Consider the following 19,263-nt stretch of genomic DNA (forward strand, 5'->3'; position numbering starts at 1 on the left):
TCCGATTGCGTAATGCGCGATTGAGACGGCAGGGCTGCATCCAACGCAAGCGAAGCCCGCTCCTGCCTTGCTGTTGAACGCTACCCGGAGAAACTTGATCCATGACCCGCCGCGAAAAAGCCCAAAGCGGACGTGCGGCCCATTCGGCCGTCGCGAGGACGAGAGGCTGGCGCTATCCTGAGCGGACCGAGTCGATCCAAGCCTGAGCGGACCTTGCCGGGACTCGACCGGGCGGCTCGGGTCGTTCATTGGTGAGTCAGGGCGCTGCCTGTTCCACGCGATCGGCGGACCAGGTCCCGCGCAGCGTTTTTCGGGTACAAGGCCCAGCTCTCAACGAAAGGCATCGCCGTGTTCACAGCCAAGATTCTCCTTCTCGGATCCGGCGAACTCGGAAAGGAGTTCGTGATCTCGACCAAGCGTTACGGTTGCCACGTGGTCGCCTGCGACAGCTATGCGAACGCGCCGGCCATGCAGGTGGCGGACGAGACGGAAGTCTTCTCCATGCTCGATCCCGACGCCCTCAGGGCCGCCATCGAGAAGCACAGGCCGGATTTCATCGTCCCGGAGATCGAGGCGATCCGCACGGAGGTTCTGCAGGAATTCGAGGCCGAGGGCTTTACCGTCGTGCCCTCGGCCCGGGCCGCCTCGCTGACCATGAACCGGGACCGGATCCGGGAGCTCGCCGCCACTGAACTCGGCCTGCGCACGTCCAGGTACCGTTATGCCGAGAGCCTGGAGGAGGTGAAGGCCGGGGTCGAGCACACGGGTCTGCCCTGCGTGATCAAGCCGGTCATGTCCTCGTCCGGCAAAGGGCAGAGCACGGTGCGCACGGCCGATCAGCTCGAGCAGGCCTGGAACGACGCGGTGGCGAACATGCGCGGGGACCGGAAGAAGGTCATCGTCGAGGAATTCGTGGCCTTCGAGTACGAGATCACCCTGCTGACGATCCGATCCCGCGAGGGCGTTTCCTTCTGCGAGCCCATCGGCCATCGCCAGGAACGGGGAGACTACCAGGAGTCCTGGCAGCCGACCCCCATGACCGACACGCTCCTCGGCGACGCCAGGGAGATGGCCAGGAAGGTGGTGGACAACCTGGGCGGCTACGGGATCTTCGGGGTCGAGTTCTTCGTGACCCGCGACGAGGTGATTTTCTCCGAGCTTTCGCCGCGGCCGCACGATACCGGGCTCGTGACGCTCCTGTCCCAAAACCTGTCGGAGTTCGACCTGCATGCCCGCGCGGTCCTTGGACTGCCGATCCCGCCGGTCCGGCTGCATGGCCCTACGGCGTCGGCGGTGATTCTGGCCGACCGGGAGGCCGAGCGCTTCACCATCGGGGGATTGCGGGAGGCTCTCGCTCTGGCGACACCCGATGCCGACGTGGAGGTGCGCCTTTTTGGAAAACCGACCACCCGCAAGCATCGCCGCATGGGCGTCGCCCTGGCGTCGGGCCACACCGTCGAGGACGCCCGCGAGCGGGCGCGCGAGGCGGCGGCGCGGGTCCGGATCAAGTATGGCGGGTGAGCGGGGCCGATGACGCCTCGCTCCGGTGCGCTCCTGAAGGTCCGAGTGTCGGATCGGTCACAGTTGCCGGGAGAGTGTCGCATCCTATGGTACTTGGCCGGAAGCCACCTACATACCGTTCAGCTCTGTCAGACAATGAACCAGGGGGCTGGCGGCTGACCAGCATTGCGATTGAAGACGATCGATTTCGAAGCGCTGTTCAGTGCCTCTCCCAACCCCTACGTGCTGTTGGACCCGTCGCTCACCATCGTCGGGATGAACGATGCCTATCTTCAGGTCACGATGCGCCGGCGGGAGGATCTGGTCGGACGCAACATATTCGAGGCCTTTCCCAGCGATCCGGACTCCGCCAGCCACCGGCAGTTGCGCAATTCGTTGGAAACGGTCATCCGGGACCGGGTGGCGGACCATCTGCCGCTCATCGAATACGCCATCCCGTTGCCGAACGGACAGGGTTTCGAAGAGCGCTTCTGGAGCGCGACCCACACGCCGCTCTTCAACCAGAACGGCGAGGTGGCCTTCGTTCTCCAGCATACGGTCGACGTCACCGAGCTTCACCGGCTGCGGAACCTGGCGAAGAGCACGGTCCTGCCGTCCGGCCCATCCGCTCTGATCGAGACGGACATGTTCCGAAGGGCTCAGGCCGTCCAGGAGGCGAACCAGGCTCTGAGCGAGGAACGCCAGCACCTGCGGGGATTGTTCCAGCAGGCGCCGGGATTCATGGCCGCTCTCAGCGGACCGGATCACATCTTCACCATGGCCAATGCGGCCTATCTCCAGCTGGTCGGTCGTGAGAACATCCTTGGAAAGCCGGTCCGGGAAGCGCTTCCGGAGGTGGTGGGACAGGGCTTCATCGATCTGCTCGATCGCGTCTATCGCGGGGGGCAGCCCTTCGTCGGCCGAAGCATTCGAATCGTCCTGAAGCAGAGCCCTGACGCGGTTCAGGAAGAAAGGTTCCTGGACTTCGTCTACCAGCCGATCTTCGGGCCGGACGGGCAGGTCTCGGGCATCTTCGTCCAGGGGCACGACGTCACCGAGACCCGTCAGGCCGAAGAGGCTCTCAGGGCCGAGACGCGGAATCTGGCCATCCTCAACCGGACCGGGGCGTCGATCGCCGCGGAGCTGGATCTCGATCGCGTCGTCCAGATCGTCACGGATGCGGGCGTGGCACTGACCGATGCTCAGTTCGGGGCCTTCTTCTACAATGTCCTGGACGAGAAGGGCGAGAGCTACATGCTCTACGCCCTGTCCGGCGTGGAGCGCGAGGCGTTCGCCGGGTTCCCGATGCCCAGGGCGACGGCCGTGTTCCAGCCGACCTTCCAGGGCGAGGGGATCATCCGGTCCGACGATATTCTCCGGGATCCGCGCTACGGGCGGAACGGCCCCCATCGGGGAATGCCTGAGGGACATCTGCCGGTTCGCAGCTATCTGGCGGTGCCGGTCACGTCCCGCTCGGGCGATGTCCTCGGCGGGCTGTTCTTCGGCCATCCCCAGCCGGGCATGTTCAGGCAGGAACATGAGGTCCTGCTCGCCGGCATCGCCGGGCAGGCGGCCGTCGCGATCGACAATGCCCGCCTGTTCCAGGCCGCCCAGCGGGAGCTGGAGGAGCGGCGCCGGGTCGAAATCGCCTTGAGGGAAAGCGAGGAGCGCTTCCGGGCCATCGCCAATTCGATCGATCAGCTGATCTGGGCGACCCGGCCGGACGGCTTCCACGATTACTACAATCAACGCTGGTACGAATATACGGGCGTCCCGGAGGGCTCCACGGATGGCGAGGCCTGGAACGGCATGTTCCATCCGGACGATCAGGAGCGCGCCTGGGGCGTCTGGCGTCACTGCCTTGAGACCGGAGAGCCCTACCACATCGAGTACCGGCTTCGTCATCGCTCCGGGGAATACCGCTGGGTCCTCGGGCGGGCGCAGCCGGTTCGTGACGAGGAAGGGCGGATCAGACGCTGGTTCGGCACCTGCACCGATATCCATGATCTGAAACAGGCCCAGGTCGCGCTCCGGGAGAGCCGGGAGCGCGCGCTGCGGACCGAGGAGGAAACCCGCAGGCTGGCCGCCATCCTGGCGGACCGGGTGGCGGAGCTCGATGCGGCCAACGAGGAGATCCAGCGCTTTGCCTATATCGTGAGCCACGACCTGCGGGCACCGCTCGTCAACGTGATGGGCTTCACGAGCGAGCTCGAAGGGGCCCAGGCGGAGATCGAGCGGTTCTACCGGAATGTCGGCCAGGCCGATCCAGGCCTGATCGCGGCCGAGACCCGAGCAGCCATCGAGGAGGATCTGCCCGAAGCCATCGGATTCATTCGGTCCTCGACCGTCAAGATGGACAAGCTGATCGGCGCGATCCTGAAACTGTCCCGGGAGGGTCGCCGGGTTCTGGCCCCCGAGCCCATCGACATGGCCCGACTGCTCGAGGGCCAGCGAGGCAGCGTCGCGCACCAGCTGCACGAACGGGGCGCCGAGCTGCGGATCGAAGCGATCCCCGATCTCACCAGCGACCGGCTCGCCGTCGAGCAGATCTTCGGAAATCTGATCGACAACGCCGTGAAATACCTGCATCCGTCACGCCCGGGCCGTATCGTCATCCGAGGCTGGGAGCGCGGTTCCGATGTCCTCTATGAAATCGAGGACAACGGGCGGGGGATCGATCCGAAGGATTTTGAGAGGATCTTCGATCTGTTCCGGCGTTCCGGGGTGCAGGATCAGCAGGGTGAGGGAATCGGGCTTGCGCACGTGCGCGCTCTCGTGCGAAGGCTCGGAGGCACGATCTCCGTATCGTCCCGGCCAGGGGAGGGCTCGACCTTCACCGTTGCCCTGCCAAGATATGCCAGTCTGAACTCGGAAGCCGCCTGATGCCTCAGCAAAATCCTGTCACCATCATCATGGTCGAGGACGATGAGGGACATGCCCGCCTGATCGAGAAGAACATTCGTCGGGCGGGCGTCTGCAACGAATTGCGCACCTTCGCGAGCGGGACCGCGGCCCTGGAGCATCTCTTCAGCGAGGACGTGCGCAATGCCGGTCCCTTCCTGGTGCTGCTGGATCTCAACCTGCCGGACATGAACGGGGTCGACATTCTCGCCCGGTTGAAGGGCGATGAGAAGCTCAGGCGCGCACCCGTGGTGGTGCTCACGACTACGGACGATCAGCGCGAGGTGCAGCGTTGTTACGACCTGGGCGCCAACGTCTACATCACCAAGCCTGTTGAATACGAGTCGTTCTCCCAGGCCATCCGCCAGCTCGGGCTCTTTCTGTCAGTGATTCAGGTGCCCGAATCCCTATGAGCGAGGGAGAGACCCAAAGCCCACCCGTCCGCCTGCTGTATATCGACGATGATCACGGCCTCGGCCGCCTCGTCGAACGGACCCTATCGCGCCACGGATTCGAGGTCAGGCACGCCCTGAGCGGCGACGAGGGGCTGAACCGGCTCGCCGCCGAGCGGTTCGACGTGGTCGCGCTCGACCACTTCATGCCCGGCAAGGAGGGACTCGAGGTCCTCTCTGATATTCAAGCCATGCCGAACCCTCCTCCCGTCGTGTATGTGACCGGAGCCGACGAGGGCAGGATCGCGGTCGCGGCCCTGAAGGCGGGGGCGGCCGACTACGTCATCAAAGATGTCGGCGGGGTCTTCCTCGATCTGCTGCGGACGGCAGCCGAGCAGGCCCTCGCGGCCGAAAGGCTCCGCCGGGAAAAGGAAGTGGCCGAAAGGGAAATGCGCGAGGCGCGGGAGCGGGCTGAGATGCTTCTCCGCGAGGTCAACCATCGCGTGGCGAACAGCCTCCAGCTCGTTGCGGCCCTCGTGGCCATGCAGCAGCGGGCCCTGAGCCGCGACACCATCGCCCGAGATACCCTGACCGAAACCCAGAGCCGCATCACGGCCATCGCCCAGATCCACCGGCGCCTGTACACGTCGAACGACGTGCGGTTCGTCGAGATGGACACCTACCTGCAGGGTCTGGTGGAGGAACTCGAGGGGGCCATGCGGGCGGCCGGGCGGGAGCATACGATCACCCTGAGCGCCCAGCCGACCTCGGTTCCGACCGACAAGGCGGTGTCCCTGGGCGTGATCGTCACCGAACTCGTCACGAACGCCTTCAAATATGCCTATCCGAACGGCGCCACGGGGGACATCCGCGTCGCCCTGTCGTCGTCGGGAGGGAAGGCGGTGCTCGTCGTCGAAGATGACGGGATCGGGTGGAAGGGCACCGGTGTCGTCCAGGGGAGCGGCCTCGGCACGAAGATCGTGAAGGCCATGGCGTCCAACCTGCAATCCGCCATCGAGTTCGATCAGAGCCATGCCGGGACCCGGGCGGTCCTGTCCTTCGCGATCTGAGTTCGAAAGGGCGAGATCCGAGCGCACCGTGCGAAAAAGTCGACCCGGTTTTTCGCAGCCAACGGTGCGCCGGCCAGGAGGGGAGCATCGGACAATCGGGATCACCGGGACGAGCCCGGTGATGACGGGGTGGGTGACCATTGCAGTGGCGCGACCCTTCCCACGACCCTCCCCACGTCATGGCCGGCCTTGTGCCGGCCATCCCGATCCGGTGAGGCGCGGCGCCCTACGGAAGCGGGATCACCGGCACAAGGCCGGTGATGACGTGGGAGGGTGATCGTTCGGTTCGCGCTCCACCCCCACCCACGTCATGGCCGGGCTTGTCCCGGCCATCCCGATGCGGAAAAGCGCCGCGCCTCGAACAATCGGGATCACCGGGACAAGCCCGGTGATGACGGGGTGGTGGAGCGGCCGAGCGATCAAGACAGGGTCCCGAACGGTGCGCCAGCCAAGAGGGGAGCATCGTGCGGACCCGGAGGGCCGACGCCCGCGAGACCTATCGTGGCTGGTTCTTCTTCGAGGCGCCGGCGCTGAAGCGTGCCCGGATCTCTCCGACGATGATGTTCAGTTCCCGTTGCAGGCGGTTGAGGCGCGACAGGAGTTCGCCGTCCTGCATGCCTGTCGGGCTCGGGCGCGATTCGCCGTTCGGAGCAGGCTGCGTCATGCTGCGCAACTCCTCCAGAGTGGTCGGGCCGATATTGGGCACGGTGAGCCACTGGGCATCTGAGATGCTGGCAACCTCGCGGATGGTGGGACACCTCCCATGGAATTCCGCCAGAATTGCTCCCCGGACCCGTCCGGAGCATTTCTCGATTGGAAATGGATCGTCCAAACCCATCTCACGCCCTCGCACACCAGCCAGTGGAATCCCGTCAATCAACGCCCGAACCGCCTTGGAACTTAGCTTTTAGGACACTTCATGCGTACCGATTATATGACGAAAAGAGCAGACGACCTTAAGGAGATGGGGGCATGCGTTAGGAGTAGCCAAATTGGTATCGGGGCCGTCCTGGTCGATTTTGGGCCGATACCGATATCCTAACGGCTAAGCCTGATCGTCGAACGGGGACGGGGTCCGAGGCTGCGAAACATCGCTGGCGCGGGCTGTCCCATCGGCTATGGGGGCCGCGTCATCCGATATTCTGGAGATCGTTCCGGCACATATTCATTATTAGCCGGCAACCTGATTGCGGTGGCGACGATTGGCCGGTAAGTAACAGGATCGTGCCGCGTCTCCCGGATTCAGAGGACTGAATGTCTGCAACTTCCGTCATGATCCACCTGTTCGGTGAGATTGCCCTGCTTCTGTGGGGTATCAACATGGTCAACAGCGGGGTTCAGCGGGCGTTCGGCAGCGATTTGCGATGGATCCTCGGAGTGGCACTGCGGACACGGCTTCAGGCCTTTCTGGCCGGCCTCGGGGTGACGACCGTCCTACAAAGCAGCACAGCCACGGCCCTCATGGTGGCGTCCTTCACCGCAGGCGGTGCCGTCGACGTCGTTCCTGCCCTGGCCGTGATGCTCGGCGCGAATGTGGGGACGACGCTGATCGTCCAGGTGCTGTCCTTCGACGTGTCTCTGATTTTTCCCGCCCTGATCTTTGGCGGCTTCGTAGCCTACCGCAGGGGGAGGACGAGCCGGATCAAGGATTTGGGGCGAGTGACCATCGGTCTCGGCCTGATGCTGCTGTCGCTGCATCTCCTGGGTGAAACGATAAGGCCGATCGAATCGTCGAAGGTGATCAAGGATCTTCTGGCCGTCATAGCCCCGGATCCCTTGATCCTGGTGCTCCTGTCGGCGTTGTTCGCCTGGCTCGCCCATTCCAGCGTCGCGGCGCTGCTGTTCATCATGTCGCTTGCCGGCGCCGGCGTCATCGACGCTCATTCGGCGCTGGTCATGGTCCTGGGAGCCAACCTCGGCAGCTCTCTCAATCCTCTTCTGGAGGGCGCGGGGGGCGATCCCGCCAAGTTGCGGGTGCCCTTCGGCAACTTCGCCATGCGGGCTGTCGGATGCCTCGCGGCCTTGCCGCTGATCGACCCGATCCTCGCGGCCATGGCGGTGTTCGACCCGAACCCGGCCCGGCTGGCGGCGAATTTCCATACGCTTTTCAACGTCGTCGTGGCGGCGATCTTCATCGTGCCTCTGCCCTGGATCGCGGACCTCCTGCTCAGGACCTTTCCGGAGAAGCTCCGCGCCTCCGATCCGGGCACGCCGCAATATCTCGACACAGACGCCCTCGACACGCCATCGGTCGCCCTCTCCAATGCCGCCCGCGAGGTCCTGCGCATGGTCGATACGGTGGAGTCGATGCTGCGCAGTTCCCAGGATCTCTTCCGCCTGGACGATATCAGCCGGGTCGACCAGGTCAGCCGCACGGACGATGTGCTCGACCGGCTCTTCAGCGCCATTCGCCGCTATCTGAGCTCGATCAACCACGAGGCCCTGAGCGAGGCGGAGGCGAAACGTCTTTCCGACATTCTTGCCTTCGCGATCAATCTGGAACACGTGGGCGACATCATCGACAAGAACCTGATGGAGCTGGCGGCAAAGCGCATCAAGAACCATCTCCGCCTTCCGAAGGACAGCCTGGACGACATCACCGGCATGCATGGGAAGCTGCTGGAGCATCTGCAGCTCGCGGCATCCGTTCTGATGTTCCAGGACCTCGGCTCCGCCCGCAGGCTTGTCTCCGAGAAGGAGCGCTTCCGGGATCTCGAGCGTGCGGTCGCCCAGAAACACCTCGAACAGCTTCGGTCCGGCAGGACGGCCGGCGACACCAGCGCGCTTCAGCTCGACATCGTTCGCGATCTCAAACGAATCGAAGCGCATATCGCGTCGACCGGGCACTCGCTCCTCGAACAGAGCGGGGAGCTCAAGCCGAGCCGCCTGACGTCGTGACCTCCGATCTACTTCTGGTCTCTCAGAGCGCGCCAGTCCATGTAGCGGGCGGGCTCAGGCAAGCCAATGTCGCGCCGCTCGTGATCGGACAGAGCGCCGAGGTCCCAGATCACGGGTCCTGTTCTCCGGGAAACGGGCCGGAACCAGAGCTTCAGGCGCAGCCAAGCGCCCTCGACGCCGCGGAGGCGGCGGGCATCATCGTATCTCATGACAGCTACCTTGCTTGTTCGTCAGGGCGCCAGCGCCCTCGGTGATGAGATCGAGGATGCGCCTGTCGCAGGATCTTGACAAAGCAAATGCCAATAGGCTGGCATAAGTCAGCCTTATGGATCGACATGTCTAAGCTGCCGTCAAAACTCCCTCCCATGAGCGCCGTCAGAGTCTTCGAGGCGGCCGCCCGCCATCAGAGCTTTACCCGTGCGGCCGAGGAACTCGGCATGACGCAGGCGGCCGTGAGCTACCAGATCAAGCTTCTCGAGGATCGGGTCGGGGCTCCGCTGTTCATCCGCTTGCCCCGGCAGGTGACCCTGACGGCCAAGGGCCGGCAGCTCGCTCCTGCCGTAACGGAAGCTTTCGAGGCCCTGCGAAACGCATTCGCGGGCGTGGAGGAAATGGTCCAGACGGTGCTGTCGATCACCACCCTGTCGACATTCGCGTCCAACTGGCTGGTGCCCCGTCTCGGACGCTTCCGGCAGCTCCACCCCAATATCGCGGTTCAGGTCTCCGTCTCGACCGAGATCATCGAGTTCGCTCACAGCGAGTTCGACATCGGAATCAGGAGCGGTACGGGAGATTGGCCCGGGCTCGAAGCGCATGTTCTTTTCCCGAACCAGTTCATGCCCGTATGCAGCCCCGCACTGGTCCGGGACGTTGAACTGCGCGACCCGGTCGACCTTCTCAGCCTTCCGCTCATTTCGCCCAGCGACCCGTGGTGGCGGGATTGGTTCTCCGCGGCCGGGGTGCCGAACGTCGATCTCTCCCGGCATCCCGACAATTCGCTCGGCGTCCAGCAGTTCGAGGGCATGGCGGCGATCGCCGGTCAGGGCGTCGCGCTCATCAATCCCTTCTTCTTTCCCGAGGATCTGGCGTCCGGACGGCTCGTGAAGCCCTTCGACCTGATGGCCACCACGGACCGGAGCTACTGGCTCGTCTACCCGAAGGCGCGCAGGCGCTCCGCGAAGATCGAGGCTTTCCGCGACTGGGTGTTGAGCGAAGTGGCCGGCGACAGCGAGAGGACTTCTCCCGCGGCTTGAACGGAAACCGGGGCCCGAGCCCCGGTTTCGAGCGGATCGTCACTCGGCTGCCTGGGCTTCCGGCGGTTTTGCCTTCAGGTGGACCAGCATGTCGATCAACGCCCGGTCGTGGAGGACGACCATGCGTTCCTTGTTGTGCAGCCAGCTGACCGCATCCTCGACGGTCTCGGCGTCGACCAGCTTGGCCTCGGCCAGGGCCCGCTCCGTCTCGATGACGCCCCGCTTGCGCGGAAGGGCGGGCGGAAGCATCTCGATGTGCCGCTCCCTCAGATTCGCATCCGCGTAGATGGCCCGGAGGCTGTCCGCATCGTCGAAGCCGAACGTCGCATTGCGCGCCTGCAGCTCATTGGCACGGGTTGCAATGGCCGGGGGCTGATGCTCCTCAGGGGTTCTGAGGAGCCCAAGGCGTTTCAGGGCCAGTCCGGCCCCGAGCTGGCCGCTGAGCCACGACAGGGGAATGGCAAGCAGCAGGCCGATGATCGTCGGCGACATCCACAGGAACAGGGACGTGGCGATCATGAAGGCCGAGATCCCCGCCAGGGCGCCGAGAACCGTATGAGCCCGATGGCGGCGGACGATGTCCTTGAAGGGAATCGATCCGTCGTCGCGACGCTGCGGCTGCCAGCCCGTGTCGCGACCGAGCAGGATCTGGAAGACCGACCCGGACTGGATGAGCATCAGGATCGGCGCCAGGAGGGCGGACAGGATGATCTCGATCGTGGACGAGATGACCAAGCGGATGCCGCCGCCGGAGGCGCGCCTGTCCTGGCCGCGGATGAGCATCAGCAGAAGGCCGAAGACCTTCGGTGCCAGCAGAATTCCCATCGTCAGCGCGAAGAGCGCCAGGGCTCGCTCCGGATCGAACCGGGGCCAGATCGGATAGAGCCGAAAGTCCCGGGCGAAATATTCCGGCCGGATATAGGTCGTCTGGAGGACGAGAGCGATACCGACGATGAGCTGGAACAGCCAGAACGGAGAGGCCAGATAGGACATGATGCCGGTGGCGAAATGCTGTCGCGTCGGCAGCTTCAGTCCCTTTGCGCCGATGACCCGCATGTGCTGGAGATTGCCCTGGCACCAGCGCCGGTCGCGGGCGGACAGGTCGATGAGCGACGGCGGGCTCTCCTCGTAGGAGCCCTGGAGATCGGCCAGCATGTAGACCGACCAGCCGGCGCGGCGCAGCAGCGCTGCTTCGACGAAGTCATGGCTCAGGATATGGCCGCCGAATGGGGGCTTGCCCTTGAGGTCCGGGAGGCCGCCATGCGACGCGAAGGCACCGGTGCGGATGATCGCGTTATGGCCCCAGTAGTTGCCGTCGCGTCCCATCCAGACCGCCAGCCCCATGGCGATGACCGGTCCGGTGACCCGGGCGGCATATTGCTGAAGGCGGGCAAAGAGCGTGTTGCGGTTGATGATCAGCGGCAGCGACTGGATGATGCCGGCATCGGGATCGGCTTCCATGGCCGCAGCGAGCCGCACGATGCAGTCGCCGGTCATCAGGCTGTCGGCATCGAGCACCAGCATGTGATCGTAATGGCCGCCCCACCGGGATACGAAATCGGCGATGTTGCCGGCCTTGCGGTGATGGTTCTTCTGCCGATGGCGGTAATAGAACCGGGCACCGGGGCCCAGCCGGTCCCGGAGGGCCAGGAAGGCGCGTTCCTCGGCGATCCAGGCATCCGGATTCGTGGTGTCGGAGAGAATGAAATAGTCGAAATGATCGCCCAGACCCGTTGCGTGAACCGATTCATAGATCGCTTCGAGAGCCGCGAAGGTGCGGTCGGTCTGCTCGTTGTAGACCGGCATGACGATGGCGGTGCGCTGCTGCAGCGAGGACGGCAGCGGGCCTCGATGCCCTGGGCGCCGCAAAAGGGCGAAGAAGCCCAGCAGGGCACTGGTGAACGCAACCGCAATCCACGAGAAATTCACCGTGAACAGGCCAACGAGAACCCACTGGAGGGCGGTGGTACGGCTCACCGACACGACCTGGTACATCTCGTAGGTGCCGTAGGCCGTCAGCAGCAGGCCGCCTCCGAACACGAACAGGCGGGCGAGCCACGTCCCCAGCTTGGGATGCTGCGCAATCGGCCTGCGCTCCTCCGCGTCCGACCAATGCCGCAGCGATTGCGTCGGCATGTCGAGGTGTTTTTCCGGCGGCATAGCGGAAGCCGGCCGCTCGAGGGCGGCCACATTCGGGTTTGAGTCGGAACTTACGGTGTCCAACGATACAGCCATGTCTCGCTAATCGGTTTCCCGCCTGATTCAAGGATCAGACGCATCTCACACGCGTTTTCGTTGCCCGGGTCAAGCTCGAACGCAACACGAACCGTCTTTCGTTCCGGATATGGCAAAAGTTTGAGGTTCTGGAACGTCCCAGGGCCAACGGTTAGAACGGATTTAAGGTCCGCCGGCAAATTGTCACCCAGCGCGTCCCCGGTGAAGTCGACGGTGAAACGCCGCCTCCGCCCGCCGCTGCCGCGTCCGGAGCGCGTGGCCGATACGGTGGCGAGCGGTGGCCGCTCGGGCGAGTTCCATCCCCAGTACTGGCGGTACGCGACCGCAACTTCCGACCCGGCCGCCATCGGCGCCTTGGGCCGCCAGTACGTGAGGATGTTGTCGTTGATCTCCGCGTCCGTCGGGATTTCGAGGAGCTGGACGCTGCCCTGACCCCAGTCGCCGAGGGGCTCGATCCAGAGGCTCGGACGGCGCTCGAACCGCTGTTCGTCGTCCTGGAAGGCTTCGTAGGAGCGTTCCCGCTGCAGAAGTCCGAAGCCCCGCGGGGAGCTATCGACGAATGCCGAAATCTGAAGGGTTTCCGGATTGTGTAACGGGCGCCACAGCCATTCTCCGGACCCGTTCAGCATCTGGAGGCCGGAAGACTCGTAGACCGCCGGCCTGATATCGTCGGAGTTCAGCAGATCGTTGGGGCCGTAGAGGTAGGTCGAAGCGATGCCGCCCAGGCCCACATGTTCCAGGTTGACCCGCGGGAACAGGGTCATTTCCACGTCCACGATGGTCATGTCGCCCGGGCGGAAGGTCATGCGCACCGCCCCGCTGGTCGACTCCGAGTCGAGCACCCCGTGGACCGTGATGGCATTGCTGCCGACCCCGGGCCGTTCGAGCCAGAAGGCACGGAAGACCGGGAACTCCTCGCCGCGGGCTTCGGCCGGGCGCAGGGTCAGCGCGCGTGCGATCGCGCCGTAGGTTTGGCCCCGGGCAATGGCACGAAAGAACGTGCCGCCCTGAACGAAGGCGAAATCGAACGGCTTGCCGTTCCCCAGCTGGGCGATCAGCTTGAAGCCGGAATAGCCGATATCCGCTATATTGTTCGGCAGGTTGATGCGACCGTAATCGAACTGCGTCGGGCTGAAGCCGATCCGCCGGACGGCGCCGTCCTCCACGACGAAAAGGTCGACCGAGTCCCGAAAGACGAAGCCGCGGTGGAGCGGTTCCACCGAGATGCCGCGGGCTTCGGTGCTCCAGATGGCAGGCTGGGTATACCGAATCGCCGAGTATTGCTCCTGGTTCAGATTGGCGAACACGTCCGGCAGGTCGTTCGGGGCGGCCGCGTAAGGCTTCTTGGAGAGTTGTCGCGCGATGTCGACCACGACGGCCGGATCGAACCGCTGGTTGTCGCCCATCCTGGCTGAAATCGTCGCCTGGGGTGTCTGACCTCGGACGACCGGCGCGAAAGCAAGCCCGGCGACGGAGACGCCGATATAGGCCAGCATATCGCGCCGGCGAGGGGAGAAGGGGGACGGGCCCCTTGGCGAAACCGGCACAGCGATACTCTTGTGTGAACGAGGCTCTTCAGCCAGACAGTTGGAATGCCCTATACATATCGTCAATCGTGAGCATGAAGTAAACGAGCCCCATGGTGGAAAGCAGTCCATTGCTCATGAAATGACTACTAGAATACCTCTTCTGATCTCGCCCTCCGGCAATTTGCCATTGGATTGAAACTGTATGACTTCGACCGCTTCCTTCAAGAACCCCTCCGATCGGAGCTGCCTCGCCGTCGTGCTCGCGGCCGGCGAGGGCACCCGGATGAATTCCGGGAAGCCCAAGGTTTTGCACCAGGTCGCGAACCGCTCCATGATCGGACATGTGCTGTCCACCCTCGCGAAGGCCGGCGCCGCGAGCGTCGCGGCAGTCGTCGGACCTGACCGCGAGGATGTGGCGAACGAGGTGCGCAAAGGCTTCCCCGGAGCGCAGATCTTCGTTCAGCGGGACCGTCTCGGAACCGCCCATGCGGTCCTGAGCGCCCGGGACGCTCTCGAGCAGGGGGCAGACGACGTGATCGTCGCATTCGGCGACACGCCGCTGGTCCTGGCCGAGACCTTCGCCAAGCTGCGTGCCCCCTTGGCTCAAGGGGCGGGTCTGGTCGCCATGGGGTTCGAGGCTCGGGATCCCACCGGCTATGGCCGTTTCATCACGGCCGGCGACGAGCTTCTGGCCATCCGTGAGCACAAGGACGCCAACGAGGCCGAGCGGGCGATCACCCTGTGCAACGGCGGCCTGATGGCCATCCGCGGCGACCTGGCCCTCTCCTTGCTCGCGCGGGTCGAAAACAACAACGCCAAAGGCGAGTATTATCTGACCGATATCGTCGAGATCGCCCATGGCCTCGGTTATCGAACGGCCGTCGCCATCGTGCCCGAGGACGAGGTTCACGGCGTCAATGACCGAGCCCAGCTGGCCGCCGCCGAGCGGATGATCCAGGATCGCCTGCGCCGCGACGCCATGGCTTCGGGCGTCACGCTCGTTGCTCCCGAGACGGTTTTTCTCAGTCACGATACGCGCCTGGGCCGGGACGTCCTGGTGGAGCCTCACGTGGTCTTCGGCCCCGGGGTCGTTGTCGAGGATGGTGCCGTCATCCATAGCTTCAGTCATCTCGAGGGGGCGCGGATCGCACCCGGAGCCGGCGTCGGTCCCTTCGCGCGCCTGCGCCCTGGCGCTTCCGTCGGCCCGAAGGCCAAAGTCGGAAACTTTGTCGAGATCAAGAACACCGAACTCGGAGCCGGTGCCAAGGTGAGCCACCTGACCTATCTGGGCGACGCGAGCGTCGGGGCCGGGGCGAATATCGGCGCGGGCACGATCACCTGCAATTACGACGGCTTCGGGAAATATCGGACCGAGATCGGCGAGGGAGCCTTCATCGGGTCGAACTCCTCCCTCGTGGCTCCCGTCGCGATCGGGAAGGGCGCATTCGTCGGGTCCGGCTCGGTTATTACGGACGATATCCCGGATGACGCCTTGGGACTTGGCCGCGGACGGCAGATTGTGAAGGAGAACTGGGCCATCGCATTCCGGGAAAAAGCGCAGGCCGCCAAACGTAAATAAAACCCGTTGTTACAATAGGTTACGTAAGTTGATTCCTCCGCGCTGTCGAGCATCTGTAAGAGAACGGCAAGCGTGGCGCTGATCGGATGAGAGGGTAGCAGGCATGTGCGGAATCGTTGGAATCGTCGGAAAGGCTCCCGTTGCGCCCCAGATCGTCGAAGCCCTCAAGCGGCTTGAGTATCGGGGCTATGATTCCGCCGGCGTCGCGACCCTGGAGGAGGGGCGCCTCCACCGCCGGCGCGCCGAGGGCAAGTTGCGGAACCTCGAGACGAAGCTTTCCCAGTCCCCGCTGTCGGGCGTGATCGGGATCGGCCACACCCGCTGGGCCACCCACGGCAAGCCCAATGAGACCAACGCCCATCCGCATGCCACCGACAGGCTTGCGGTCGTTCACAACGGCATCATCGAAAATTTTCGTGAGCTGAAGACTGGGCTCGAGGCCAAGGGCATCCGGTTCGAAACCGAGACGGACACGGAGGTGGTGGCACAGCTCGTGACCTACGAGATCCGTCAGGGTCGCCCGCCGATCGAGGCGGTCGCCGTGACCTTGCCGCGGCTGCGCGGCGCTTTCGCCCTCGGGTTCCTGTTCTCGGGGGAGGACGACCTGCTGATCGGCGCCCGGCACGGAGCTCCTCTCGCCATCGGATACGGTGACGGCGAGATGTATCTCGGGTCCGACGCGCTGGCGCTGGCGCCGTTCACCGACGAGGTCGCCTATCTGGACGACGGGGATTGGGCGATCCTGACCCGACGCGGGGCCGATATCCGGGACGAGAGCGGCAAGCCGGTGCAGCGGGTTCGTCATAAGATCCCGGTCGGAACGTTTCTGGCCGACAAAGGCAATTACCGCCATTTCATGGCGAAGGAGATCCACGAACAGGCGGAGGTCGTCGGTCGTACGCTCGCCCATTACGTCAATTTCGCATCCGAACGTGTTGAACTTCCTGACGAACTGCCTTTCGACTTCAGGTCTCTCAAGCGTATTTCCATCTCGGCCTGCGGAACGGCCTACCTGGCTGGTTTGATCGCGAAATACTGGTTCGAGCGCCTCGCGCGGATCCCGGTCGAGATCGATGTGGCCTCGGAGTTTCGCTACCGGGAGGCTCCGATGGAGCCGGGCGGCTTGGCGCTTTTCGTCTCCCAGTCGGGCGAGACGGCCGACACCCTCGCGTCGTTGCGCTACGCTACATCCGAGAAGCAGCATACGCTGTCCGTGGTGAATGTGCCGACCTCCACGATGGCCCGCGAGAGCGACGTCATTGCGCAGACCCTCGCCGGCGTGGAGGTGGGAGTCGCCTCGACCAAGGCCTTTACCTGCCAGCTCACCGTGCTCCTGTCGCTTGCCATTGCGGCCGGCCGCGCGCGGGGCACCCTTGGCGCGGAGGAGGAGAAGGAATTGGTGGATGCGCTCATCGCCGTTCCCGGTCAGATGACCGAGGCCATGAAGCGGGAGCACCAGATCGAGATCCTGGCCCGCGACCTGTCCAAGGCGAAGGACGTTCTCTATCTGGGACGCGGCACGTCCTACCCGCTCGCCATGGAAGGCGCCCTGAAGCTCAAGGAGATCTCCTACATCCACGCCGAAGGCTACGCGGCCGGCGAGCTGAAGCACGGACCCATCGCGCTCATCGACGAGACGATGCCGGTCATCGTGATCGCGCCTCACGACGCCATCTTCGAGAAGACGGTCTCCAACATGCAGGAGGTGGCGGCCCGCGGCGGCCGCATCATCCTCATCACGGACGAGCGCGGTGCCCTCGAGGCCGGCCTCGACACCATGGCGACAATCGTGATGCCGTCCATCCACCCGATCGTCGCGCCGATCGTTAACGCGGTTCCGATCCAGCTCCTCGCCTACCATACCGCTGTGTTCATGGGCAAAGACGTGGATCAGCCCCGCAATCTCGCCAAGTCCGTGACTGTGGAGTGAACAGACATGGCTGTTGCTGCTCATTGGCTCTCCTTGGCGGCGATTGACGGGCTGCGCAGTGGGGGTACGACATCTTAGGGGATAGACCTGTTCACAGGCTGGCATACTCTCTTGAAGCAAGCCCACATGGCCCGGCGGCATCGCGAACACTGCGGACAATCATGTCAGACCATTTTTTGCACAGGCCTTACCAGTCTCGCCAAAGCGAAAGCGACTGGGATTCTATCAACTCGACTCAATTGCATCAGTTGTATCCCCACCCGCCACGCGCCGCGAGACCAACAGACGAGGCCCTGGCGGCCGAGAGAAAGAAATCCGCTCCCAAGCGTCACGTCTCGACACCTCGGAGAGCTTGAAGGCTCCGTCATCGGGAATGCGGCGGCTCACACTGAGTCCGTTAATCGGTTGGCATTTGCCCGCATCGGGTCGGGGAGCGACCCGACGGCCGGCCACGAGAACCGGCATCGTGAAATATCTTCTTCCGGCAGCCACCTTGCCAGCAGCATCGTGAAAACGATAGGGAAGGAGAATTGGCGCGGCCTCAAAGTGCGCGTGCTGTCTTGTCAGCAACGTCAAACACGCTGATCGGCGCCCGTGCGGGATCGTCCAACCTGTATAATGTGCTTGTCGAAGGCGATCTTTCGAGCAGGTTGCGGCGTGCGAATGAGAGACCGTACAGGGCGATGCGTCGGTAGGTCGCACGCAGCTGATCGATGCCCGCGCTCTCTTCTGCTGATCCGAGATTTTTCGCCGTGATGGCCTCGACACGTTCCATCCTGGAATTGATGGCGCCTAAGGGGCTTTCCGGCGGGCTACCAGTAATATCGTGAGCATCCCAAGGACAGCACCCGCTCCGCTGGCCCAGAAGTCGAGGAGCCGGACTGAACGGCCCGGAGACAGCCCTTGGAGCGCTTCCAAGGCCCCGGCAACGATGACGAGAGCAAAGAGTATCGAGATCCGTCTCCGTGGATAGCTCAGACCAAAGAGAGCAGCTGCAACAAAGTAAGCAGCCAGGTGTTCCACCTCGTCGGGAGCTCCGGTTCTCACCTCAAGGTAGCCAGGGACGACGCTGAGATAGCCAAGGACGGCTATACAGCACCAAGCGGCTATACGGAGGGTGTTGGGAGAAATAGGCATAGGCAGAGCTTAGTCATGCTCGTCCGGAGCTTCCACGGAAGTGATCTGTCAGGGCACAGGAAATATGAGCGCTCAACAGTTAGACTCCTTGTTCATTGCGCCGAATTCTGCTTCTTTTGAGTTAACGCGTTGGTATATGGATCCGCGTTATTGCATAGTGCTATCGGCTTCACTCTGGATCTGAACTATGATTGCATTGATCTTTTTTGGCCTCGCCGGTGGTTTCATCAGTGCTGTGCTGACTTATCCTCATGGGTTAGTGCTAGCATTCCTGGCCTACGTCTTCGGTGGTGCCGTCAGTATGCTCATACCTAGAACGCTGGCCCTCCTGATACAGGGGGCGAAAGCCCAGGTCAGCGGCTCCGAGAGGTTGTCCTCGACGAACAATGCGGCTGCAATGCGCCATCAGCCACGGAACACGGCCTAGAGCATCGGACCCAAAAGTGGACCCACTTTTGGGATCTATTCCGATGCTCAACCCCTTAAGCGGCGCATCGTCCTTTGCGGAAAACCGGGTCCACTTTTCCGCACGATGCGCCAGAGGCCCGCAGCAACTGCGTGATCTTGCCCGGTCTTCCACTCAGCCTTCTGCGCGAGCCGCCCCACGATGGTAGACGGTTTCCTCGCCGCGACGCTCCCAGCAATACACAGCGCGAGCCTCTGCCTCGCAGGCCCAAAGATCGCGCGAGGACCGTCGGATCAGAAGGCAGGCTTCAAACGATGAAGAAGTCCTTATAGGTCAGCTTCAGGTTCTTGCTGAGTTGCGCAAACTCCACGGCGGCCTTGCTGCCTGAGCCATCGGCATCATACGAGAGAATGCCGGTCTTCTTGTTGTAGAG

At 63.7% G+C, this 19,263-nt stretch carries 13 protein-coding genes; 8 read left to right on the plus strand and 5 right to left on the minus strand.

Going from position 1 to position 19,263, the window contains the following annotated elements; translation table 11 throughout:
- The first annotated feature begins 348 nt into the window (after positions 1-348).
- The 4 genes from purT to OCW50_RS23685 all read left to right on the plus strand — a co-directional run bounded on the left by purT (position 349) and on the right by OCW50_RS23685 (position 5,863).
- Positions 349-1,521, plus strand: a complete 1,173-nt coding sequence (gene purT, locus OCW50_RS23670; RefSeq protein WP_262299195.1) for a formate-dependent phosphoribosylglycinamide formyltransferase — start codon at positions 349-351, stop codon at positions 1,519-1,521.
- Between the two features lie 171 nt (positions 1,522-1,692).
- Positions 1,693-4,383 carry a PAS domain-containing protein gene (locus tag OCW50_RS23675; protein WP_262299196.1) on the plus strand — a complete coding sequence of 897 codons (2,691 nt, stop codon included), beginning with the start codon at positions 1,693-1,695 and terminating at the stop codon, positions 4,381-4,383.
- Positions 4,383-4,814 (plus strand): response regulator, encoded by a 432-nt coding sequence (locus tag OCW50_RS23680; RefSeq protein WP_262299197.1) that lies wholly within the window; start codon positions 4,383-4,385, stop codon positions 4,812-4,814. The genes OCW50_RS23675 and OCW50_RS23680 overlap by 1 nt, the downstream gene beginning before the upstream one ends.
- Positions 4,811-5,863, plus strand: coding sequence for a sensor histidine kinase (locus OCW50_RS23685; RefSeq protein ID WP_262268711.1), 1,053 nt, complete (start codon positions 4,811-4,813; stop codon positions 5,861-5,863). Before OCW50_RS23680 ends, OCW50_RS23685 begins: the two co-directional genes overlap by 4 nt.
- A gap of 496 nt (positions 5,864-6,359) precedes the next feature.
- Here OCW50_RS23685 and OCW50_RS23690 read toward each other — a convergent pair whose 3' ends face one another.
- Positions 6,360-6,527 (minus strand): hypothetical protein, encoded by a 168-nt coding sequence (locus OCW50_RS23690; protein ID WP_262299198.1) that lies wholly within the window; start codon positions 6,525-6,527, stop codon positions 6,360-6,362.
- Positions 6,528-7,117: 590 nt separating this feature from the next.
- On the opposite strand from OCW50_RS23690, the gene OCW50_RS23695 reads away from it, so the two are divergent.
- Complete coding sequence (locus tag OCW50_RS23695; RefSeq protein ID WP_262268713.1) at positions 7,118-8,761, plus strand: Na/Pi cotransporter family protein; 1,644 nt, start codon at positions 7,118-7,120, stop codon at positions 8,759-8,761.
- Between the two features lie 8 nt (positions 8,762-8,769).
- Here OCW50_RS23695 and OCW50_RS23700 read toward each other — a convergent pair whose 3' ends face one another.
- Positions 8,770-8,970: a hypothetical protein gene (locus tag OCW50_RS23700; RefSeq protein WP_262268714.1), complete on the minus strand. Its 201-nt coding sequence runs from the start codon at positions 8,968-8,970 to the stop codon at positions 8,770-8,772.
- Between the two features lie 126 nt (positions 8,971-9,096).
- On the opposite strand from OCW50_RS23700, the gene gcvA reads away from it, so the two are divergent.
- A complete protein-coding gene (gene gcvA, locus OCW50_RS23705) occupies positions 9,097-10,014 on the plus strand; it encodes a transcriptional regulator GcvA (protein ID WP_262299199.1) in 918 nt (305 codons plus the stop codon).
- A gap of 39 nt (positions 10,015-10,053) precedes the next feature.
- Here the strand turns inward: gcvA and mdoH are convergent, their stop codons facing one another.
- Together mdoH and OCW50_RS23715 are read right to left on the minus strand one after the other, a co-directional pair.
- Positions 10,054-12,249, minus strand: coding sequence for a glucans biosynthesis glucosyltransferase MdoH (mdoH, locus tag OCW50_RS23710; RefSeq protein ID WP_262299200.1), 2,196 nt, complete (start codon positions 12,247-12,249; stop codon positions 10,054-10,056).
- The gene (locus OCW50_RS23715) at positions 12,225-13,745 is read right to left on the minus strand and encodes an OpgD/OpgG family glucan biosynthesis protein (RefSeq protein WP_262299201.1); all 1,521 of its coding nucleotides are present in this window, start codon (positions 13,743-13,745) and stop codon (positions 12,225-12,227) included. The genes mdoH and OCW50_RS23715 overlap by 25 nt, the downstream gene beginning before the upstream one ends.
- A 235-nt stretch (positions 13,746-13,980) precedes the next feature.
- Here OCW50_RS23715 and glmU point away from each other — a divergent pair, with 235 nt between their 5' ends.
- Positions 13,981-15,357, plus strand: a complete 1,377-nt coding sequence (gene glmU, locus OCW50_RS23720; protein ID WP_262299202.1) for a bifunctional UDP-N-acetylglucosamine diphosphorylase/glucosamine-1-phosphate N-acetyltransferase GlmU — start codon at positions 13,981-13,983, stop codon at positions 15,355-15,357.
- 103 nt (positions 15,358-15,460) lie between these two features.
- Complete coding sequence (gene glmS, locus OCW50_RS23725; RefSeq protein ID WP_262299203.1) at positions 15,461-17,287, plus strand: glutamine--fructose-6-phosphate transaminase (isomerizing); 1,827 nt, start codon at positions 15,461-15,463, stop codon at positions 17,285-17,287.
- A 541-nt stretch (positions 17,288-17,828) separates the two neighbouring features.
- Here the strand turns inward: glmS and OCW50_RS23730 are convergent.
- Positions 17,829-18,062, minus strand: a complete 234-nt coding sequence (locus OCW50_RS23730; protein ID WP_262299204.1) for a hypothetical protein — start codon at positions 18,060-18,062, stop codon at positions 17,829-17,831.
- Positions 18,063-19,263: the final 1,201 nt, after the last annotated feature.

It is taken from the genome of Microvirga sesbaniae (assembly GCF_025460805.1).
GTDB classification, from domain to species: domain Bacteria; phylum Pseudomonadota; class Alphaproteobacteria; order Rhizobiales; family Beijerinckiaceae; genus Microvirga; species Microvirga sesbaniae.

Excerpts from the sequence above, each read along its gene's own strand:
- OCW50_RS23680 (WP_262299197.1), top strand. The coding sequence starts at position 4,383 with ATGCCTCAGCAAAATCCTGTCACCATCATCATGGTCGAGGACGATGAG.
- OCW50_RS23685 (WP_262268711.1), top strand. The coding sequence starts at position 4,811 with ATGAGCGAGGGAGAGACCCAAAGCCCACCCGTCCGCCTGCTGTATATC.
- OCW50_RS23690 (WP_262299198.1), bottom strand. The coding sequence starts at position 6,527 with ATGACGCAGCCTGCTCCGAACGGCGAATCGCGCCCGAGCCCGACAGGC.
- OCW50_RS23695 (WP_262268713.1), top strand. The coding sequence starts at position 7,118 with ATGTCTGCAACTTCCGTCATGATCCACCTGTTCGGTGAGATTGCCCTG.
- OCW50_RS23700 (WP_262268714.1), bottom strand. The coding sequence starts at position 8,970 with ATGAGATACGATGATGCCCGCCGCCTCCGCGGCGTCGAGGGCGCTTGG.
- gcvA (WP_262299199.1), top strand. The coding sequence starts at position 9,097 with ATGTCTAAGCTGCCGTCAAAACTCCCTCCCATGAGCGCCGTCAGAGTC.
- mdoH (WP_262299200.1), bottom strand. The coding sequence starts at position 12,249 with ATGGCTGTATCGTTGGACACCGTAAGTTCCGACTCAAACCCGAATGTG.
- OCW50_RS23715 (WP_262299201.1), bottom strand. The coding sequence starts at position 13,745 with ATGCTGGCCTATATCGGCGTCTCCGTCGCCGGGCTTGCTTTCGCGCCG.
- glmU (WP_262299202.1), top strand. The coding sequence starts at position 13,981 with ATGACTTCGACCGCTTCCTTCAAGAACCCCTCCGATCGGAGCTGCCTC.
- glmS (WP_262299203.1), top strand. The coding sequence starts at position 15,461 with ATGTGCGGAATCGTTGGAATCGTCGGAAAGGCTCCCGTTGCGCCCCAG.
- OCW50_RS23730 (WP_262299204.1), bottom strand. The coding sequence starts at position 18,062 with ATGGAACGTGTCGAGGCCATCACGGCGAAAAATCTCGGATCAGCAGAA.